The 6049-nt window shown below is 65.6% G+C and carries 5 protein-coding genes; 2 read left to right on the top strand and 3 right to left on the bottom strand.

What is annotated here, in order from left to right; all coding sequences use genetic code 11:
• The 3 genes from dapA to LPZ50_RS20455 form a co-directional block, all read right to left on the bottom strand.
• Positions 1-797 (bottom strand): 4-hydroxy-tetrahydrodipicolinate synthase (gene dapA, locus LPZ50_RS20465; protein WP_230664432.1); only part of this gene is annotated, 797 nt, incomplete at its 3' end.
• Positions 798-1094: 297 nt separating this feature from the next.
• A complete protein-coding gene (locus LPZ50_RS20460) occupies positions 1095-3041 on the bottom strand; it encodes a BCCT family transporter (RefSeq protein WP_230664434.1) in 1947 nt (648 codons plus the stop codon).
• Between the two features lie 62 nt (positions 3042-3103).
• Positions 3104-3595 (bottom strand): GAF domain-containing protein, encoded by a 492-nt coding sequence (locus LPZ50_RS20455; protein ID WP_230664430.1) that lies wholly within the window; start codon positions 3593-3595, stop codon positions 3104-3106.
• Positions 3596-3725: 130 nt separating this feature from the next.
• Between LPZ50_RS20455 and LPZ50_RS20450 the strand changes: the two genes are divergently transcribed.
• Positions 3726-4925, top strand: a complete 1200-nt coding sequence (locus LPZ50_RS20450; protein WP_230664428.1) for a PLP-dependent aminotransferase family protein — start codon at positions 3726-3728, stop codon at positions 4923-4925.
• A gap of 71 nt (positions 4926-4996) precedes the next feature.
• Entirely contained in the window at positions 4997-5923 is a 927-nt protein-coding gene (gene ubiA, locus LPZ50_RS20445) for a 4-hydroxybenzoate octaprenyltransferase (RefSeq protein WP_230664426.1), read from the top strand.
• The last annotated feature ends 126 nt before the right edge of the window (positions 5924-6049 follow it).

Raw genomic sequence — 6049 nt, 5'->3', positions numbered from 1 at the left:
AGCAGGCCCTGCCGGGCCAGCCAGGCCTTCAGCGGCCCCGGATTCGGTTCGGCGAACACCAGGCGTATGACCGGCGCCAGCGCGTGGAACAGGCGGCGCGCCTCGTCCAGGCGCTGGGCGCGCACGGCGCGGTCCAGGGCCACGTACAGATCGGGCCGTACGTGGGCCGCGGCCGCGATCATGCCGCTGCCACCCAGGCACAAGGTGGACAAGGCATGCAGGTCTTCGCCAGCCAGCACGCGCAGGCCGCCATGCGCGATCAGCGCCACGGTCTTGTCCAGCGAGCCGCCGCAATCCTTGATGGCGGCGATGTTGCCGTGGCCGGCCAAGGCCAGCAGGGTATCGGTGTCCAAAGATGTACCGGTGCGGTACGGGATGTCGTACAGCACCAGTGGCGCGCGCGAGGCATCCGCCAGGGCGCGGAAATAGGCCAGCGCCCCCTGCTGGCCAGGCCGCACGTAATAGGGCGCCGGGGCCAGCACGCCCGCCAGGGGCCGGGTGCCGAAAGCCGCCAGCCGATGCAGCACGTGGCCCTGGTGGTTGCCGGCCAGGCCCATGACCACCGGCAGGCCGCCGGCCTCGTCCAGCACGGTATCCAGCACGGCCAGTTGCTCGGCATCGTCCAGGGCGGCGGCTTCGCCCGTGCTGCCGCACACCACCAGGCCGTCCACGCCCGCCACGGCGCAATGGCGCACCAGCCGGCGCAGCGCGGCACCGTCGACCCGCGAATCCAGAAACGGGGTGACCAGCGGGATCCACACCCCCTGGAACACCGGCGTAGCAAGCACTTCAGACATGACAATCTCCTGGGTAGACCGCTTGGTTACCGTGCAGAAGAGCCAGGAATACAGGGAAATGCGCGCAGCGCGCAGCGCCGCCGGTTGCCGCCGTTCCGTCGCCCATCTGACGGAACAGCAAGGCTCCGGTCAGATGAGCCGCTGTTTTTTGGATTTCAGGCCGGCGCAACGCACGGCCGCGTCAGCAGGGGCGCGGAAATGGTTGGCGAACAAGGCGGCCTGGAACATGAAGACAATGCGTGGGCGTTGGGCAGGAGCAAAATCTACCCCGCGGCCCACGCACTGTCAATGGCCGGCTTAGCGCACCATGTGCAGGTAATGGCGGTGGCGCTCGTACTGGTCGAGAATGTCGCCAATGACGGCGTCGCGGCTCCAGCCCATGATGTCGTAGTCCTGACCGCCCTCGCGCAGGTGGACCTCGGCCCGGAAGTACTTGCGTTCTTCTTCGCTGGTGTCTTCGTTGGGGGTCAGGGTGGGCCGCACGAATGCCTCGGGGCGCACGGAATACGAGAAATCCAGGTGCTCGCCGTGCGAGACGTCCATCACCACCGACCCGTCATCGGCATGCTGCGCAACTTCCACCGCATAGCCCTGCTTGCGCAGTTCGTCGGCCACGTCTTCCAGGGCCGGCGTGACCACGTCGGCAATGTAGCGCAGCACGTGCGAACGGCGCGGCATCATCACCATATTGCGCAGGCGTCGTTCCCACGACTGCCCGCCGCGCGCCGGCCGTGACAGGGTCAGCGACTGGTAGCGGATGCCCCGCTTGGTGGCGTCGAGCTTCAGCGCCTTGAATAAGCCCCATATGGACAGCAGCAGAATGACGGAGAACGGCAGCGCGCTGGCGATAGTGGCGGTTTGCAGTGCCGACAGCCCGTCGGCCAGCAGCAGCGCGATGGCCACGGCCCCCATCGACAGCGACCAGAAAATGCGCTGCCACACCGGCGTGCGCTCGGCCCCGCCCGATGCCAGCAAATCGACCACCAGCGCCCCCGAGTCGGCCGACGTGACGAAGAACACCACCACCATGGCGATGGCCACGAAGGAAATGATGCCGCCCAGGGGCAGGTTTTCCAGAAAGGCGAACAAGGCCAGCGCCGAGTCGGCCTCGACGGTTTGCGCAAAGCCGGGGATGTTGTCCACCAGGATCATGTGGATGGCCGTATCGCCGAACACTGTCATCCAGAACAGGGTGAAGCCCGTGGGTACCAGCAGCACGCCGCTAATAAACTCGCGGATAGTGCGGCCGCGCGAAATACGCGCGATGAACAGGCCCACGAAAGGCGACCACGCAATCCACCAGCCCCAGTAGAACAGCGTCCAGCCGCCGATCCAGTCGGTGGGTTCGTAGGCATACAGATTGAACGTCTTGCTGACGATGTCGGACAGATAGGTGCCCGTGTTCTGCACGAAGGTCTGGAACAGGAACACCGTGGGGCCCATTACCAGCACGAACACCAGCAGCACCACGGCCAGCAGCAGGTTGGATTCGGACAGAATGCGGATGCCCTTGTCCAGGCCGCTGGCCACCGAAATGGTCGCCAGCCCGCAAGTCACGACTATCAGCACCACCTGCACCGGCACGTTGACCGGCAGGCCGAACAGATGGTTCAGGCCGCTGTTGATCTGCGCCACCCCCACGCCCAGCGACGTGGCCACGCCCAGCACCGTGCCAATGATGGCGAAAATATCCACCGCATGGCCGATGGGCCCATGGATGCGGTTGCCGATCAGCGGGTACAGGGCCGAGCGCAGCGTAAGGGGCAGGCCATGCCGGTACGAGAAAAAGGCCAGGATCAGCGCCACGATGGCGTAGATGGACCAGGCGTGGAAGCCCCAGTGGAAAAAAGTGATCTTCATGGCTTCGCGGGCGGCCTGGGCGGTGCCCCCTTCGCCCACTGGCGGCGACATGAAGTGCATGACCGGTTCGGCCACGCCGAAGAACATCAGGCCGATGCCCATGCCAGCCGAGAACAGCATGGCGAACCAGGTGAAGTTGCGGTAATCGGGCTCGCTGTGGTCGGGGCCCAGCTTGATGTCACCGTAGCGGCTGACGGCCAGATACACCACCGACAACAGGATGATGGCGACCACCAGTATGTAGAACCAGCTGACGTTGGCCAGGATCCAGCCCTGCGTGGTGTCGAACAGGCTTTGCGCCTGTTGCGGCGCGGTAATGGCAAATACCACGACCAGCAGCAAGAATGCGGCGGCCGTATAGAAAACGGGCCGGCGTATGACCATGGATGGGGATGTTTCTTTCAATTTCTCTCCTTCCGTGTTCGGCCCCCCCGGGGCGCAGATGGTTACTTCATGCTCAGGCTTTCCAGGAACACCGCGCACAGCGCCTGCATGCCCTGGCGGTCGTCTTGGTCGAACCGGCCCGGTTCGGGGCTGTCGACGTCCCAGACGCCCAGCAGTTCATCGCCCAGCACCAGGGGCACCACGATCTCGGAACGGGACGCGGCGTCGCAGGCAATATGGCCGGGAAAGGCATGCACGTCTGCCACCAGCTGGGTCTGGCGCTGGCTGGCGGCCGCGCCGCACACCCCGCGGCCCAGGGCGATGCGCACGCAGGCGGGCTTGCCCTGGAAGGGGCCCAGCACCAATTCACGGCCGTCGTAGAAGTAGAAACCTGCCCAGTTGATGCGCGGCAGCGCCTGGTAGGCCAGGGCGGCCAAGTTGGCCGCGTTGGCGATGCGGTCGGTTTCGCCCTCCAACAGGGCGCGCGCCTGGGCGGCCAGTTCGGCGTAGAAACGGGGCTTGTCGTCGGTGGGCAGGTCGGCGGCGATGAACATGTAAATGTAACTGTACAGGCAACTATCAAACCAAGTGATTTTAGGCCCGTGCCCCCATCATGCGGCGCAACAATGGCGTTGTGGGACAATATTTGCTCTTTATTTCCGTTCTTTCGTCACGATTCCCCTCATGGACAAACCCTTCGAACCCGTGTGCGCATTTTCCCAGCGCGCCAAACAGCTCACCAGTTCCGCCATCCGCGAAATCCTCAAGGTCACCGAGCGGCCCGAGGTCATTTCTTTTGCGGGCGGCCTGCCCGCCCCCGGCGGCTTTCCGGTAGAGGTAGTGCGCGCGGCGTTCGACAAGGTATTGGCCACCAACGGGCGGGCCGCCCTGCAATATGGTCCCACCGAAGGCTATGCGCCGCTGCGCCAATGGGTGGCCGACGACCTGAACCGCGCGGGCGCCAACGTCGCGCCCGACCAGATCCTGATCGTGTCGGGGTCGCAGCAAGCGCTGGACCTGCTGGGCAAAGTGCTGATCGATGAAGGCAGCAAGATCCTGGTCGAAGACCCCAGCTACCTGGGCGCCCTGCAATCGTTCAGCCTGTACCAGCCGCAGTATGTGCCGGTGCCCACCGACGACGGCGGCCTGATTCCCGAAGCCCTGACGCCCGAACTGGCCGAAGGCGCGCGCTTTTTGTATGCGCTGCCCAACTTCCAGAACCCCACCGGCCGCACCTTGAACCTGGAGCGCCGCAAGGCGCTGGTGCAGCGCGCGGCGCAACTGGGCGTGCCCATCATCGAAGACGACCCCTATGGCGAACTGCGCTATGCGGGCGAGCCGCAACCCGGCCTGCTGGCGCTGGCCGGCGAGTATGGCGCCAATGTCATCCGCCTGGGCACGTTCTCGAAGGTGCTGGCGCCAGGCCTGCGCCTGGGCTACATCGCCGCGCACCGCAGCATCATCGACAAGCTGGTGCAAACCAAGCAGGCCACCGACCTGCACACGCCCACCCTGACCCAGATGGCCGTGTACGAAGTCGTGAAAGACGGCTTCCTGGAAGAACACCTGCCCACGGTGCGCGAAATCTACCGCGCCCAGGGCCGTTGCATGCTGGAAGCCATCGAGCGCGAATTCCCCGATACGGTGACCTGGACCAGGCCCGAAGGCGGCATGTTCCTGTGGGTGACGCTGCCCGAACACATCGACAGCGCGAAGCTGCTGACGCAGGCCATCGAACAGAACGTGGCCTTCGTGCCGGGCGCGCCGTTCTATGCGGGCAGCCCGAAGGCCAATACCCTGCGGCTGAGTTTCGCCACGGTGCCCGAAGACCGCATCCGCGCGGGCATCGCCATTCTGGGCAGGCTGCTCAAGCAGTACGCCTGATATAAGATGTGCAGGGCGGCCATCATGCCGCCCTTTTTTCAACGCCCACACCGATCCGCCGCATTGTCATCATGGTGAGCGCGCCACATTCCGCATCCCCCGATCTCAACGACATCGTCTTCACCGACTGGGTCGAACGCTGGCTGCCCCGTTCCTGGCGGCCGTACGCGCGGCTGTGCCGCCTGGACCGCCCCATCGGCACGTGGCTTACGCTGCTGCCCTGCATCGCCGCCCTGATCCAGGCCGCGGGCGGCCTGCCCGAGCTGGGCCGCCTGGTCATTTTTTCACTGGGCGCGCTGCTGATGCGCGGCATAGGCTGCACGGTGAACGACATGTGCGACCGCGAGTTCGACAAGCACGTCGAACGCACGCGCTTCCGGCCCCTGACCAGCGGGCAGCTTTCCATGCGCCAGGCCGTGTGGTTCCTGCTGGGCCAATTGCTGGTGTGCGGTTCGCTGCTGTTCTTCATCAACGACATGAGCCGCTGGCTGGCAGTGGCGGTGCTACCCTTCGTGTTCATCTACCCGCTGTGCAAGCGGGTGACCTACTGGCCGCAGGTCGTGCTGGGCATCTGCTTCAACTGGGGCATGCTGATGGCCTGGTCGGACACGCAGAACACTCTGCCGCTGGCCGCCATCGCCATGTGGGCGGGCGCGGTGCTGTGGCAAGTGGGCTACGACAGCATCTATGCCTACGTCGACATACGCGACGACCAGAAGGTGGGCCTGCGCTCCACCGCCATGCGCTTCGGCCAGCAAGGCAAACTGTGGATTGGCGGCTTCTACCTGGCCACCATCGCGCTGTGGGCCTGGGGCGGCTACGCCATGGGCATGGGCTGGGGCTACCAGGCCGGCATGGCCGTGGTGGCGCTGCACCTGGCCTGGCAACTGTATACCTTCGACCTGCAGCGGCCCGATCGCAATTTCATGCTGTTCCGCGCCAACCTCTGGACAGGCGCCCTGCTGGTGCTGGCGGCGCTGGCCGGCACACTGCTCTGATCCACCCCGGCCGCGGCCGGCATCCGGAAACTTTGCAAGGACCCGCCATGTTCAAGCCCGTTCGACTTTCCGTAGCCCTGGCCGCCGTTGCGCTGACCGCGGCGGCCCCCGCGGGCGCCGCCCCCG

The sequence above is a fragment of the Bordetella petrii genome (assembly GCF_020991325.1).
GTDB classification, from domain to species: Bacteria; Pseudomonadota; Gammaproteobacteria; order Burkholderiales; family Burkholderiaceae_B; genus Bordetella_A; species Bordetella_A petrii_E.
The sequence above is the reverse complement of the archived record's forward strand: the minus strand, read 5'-3'. Positions and strand labels throughout refer to the sequence as shown.

Coding starts and splice junctions, on each gene's coding strand:
- LPZ50_RS20460 (WP_230664434.1), bottom strand. CDS start 3,041: ATGGTCATACGCCGGCCCGTTTTCTATACGGCCGCCGCATTCTTGCTG.
- LPZ50_RS20455 (WP_230664430.1), bottom strand. CDS start 3,595: ATGTTCATCGCCGCCGACCTGCCCACCGACGACAAGCCCCGTTTCTAC.
- LPZ50_RS20450 (WP_230664428.1), top strand. CDS start 3,726: ATGGACAAACCCTTCGAACCCGTGTGCGCATTTTCCCAGCGCGCCAAA.
- ubiA (WP_230664426.1), top strand. CDS start 4,997: ATGGTGAGCGCGCCACATTCCGCATCCCCCGATCTCAACGACATCGTC.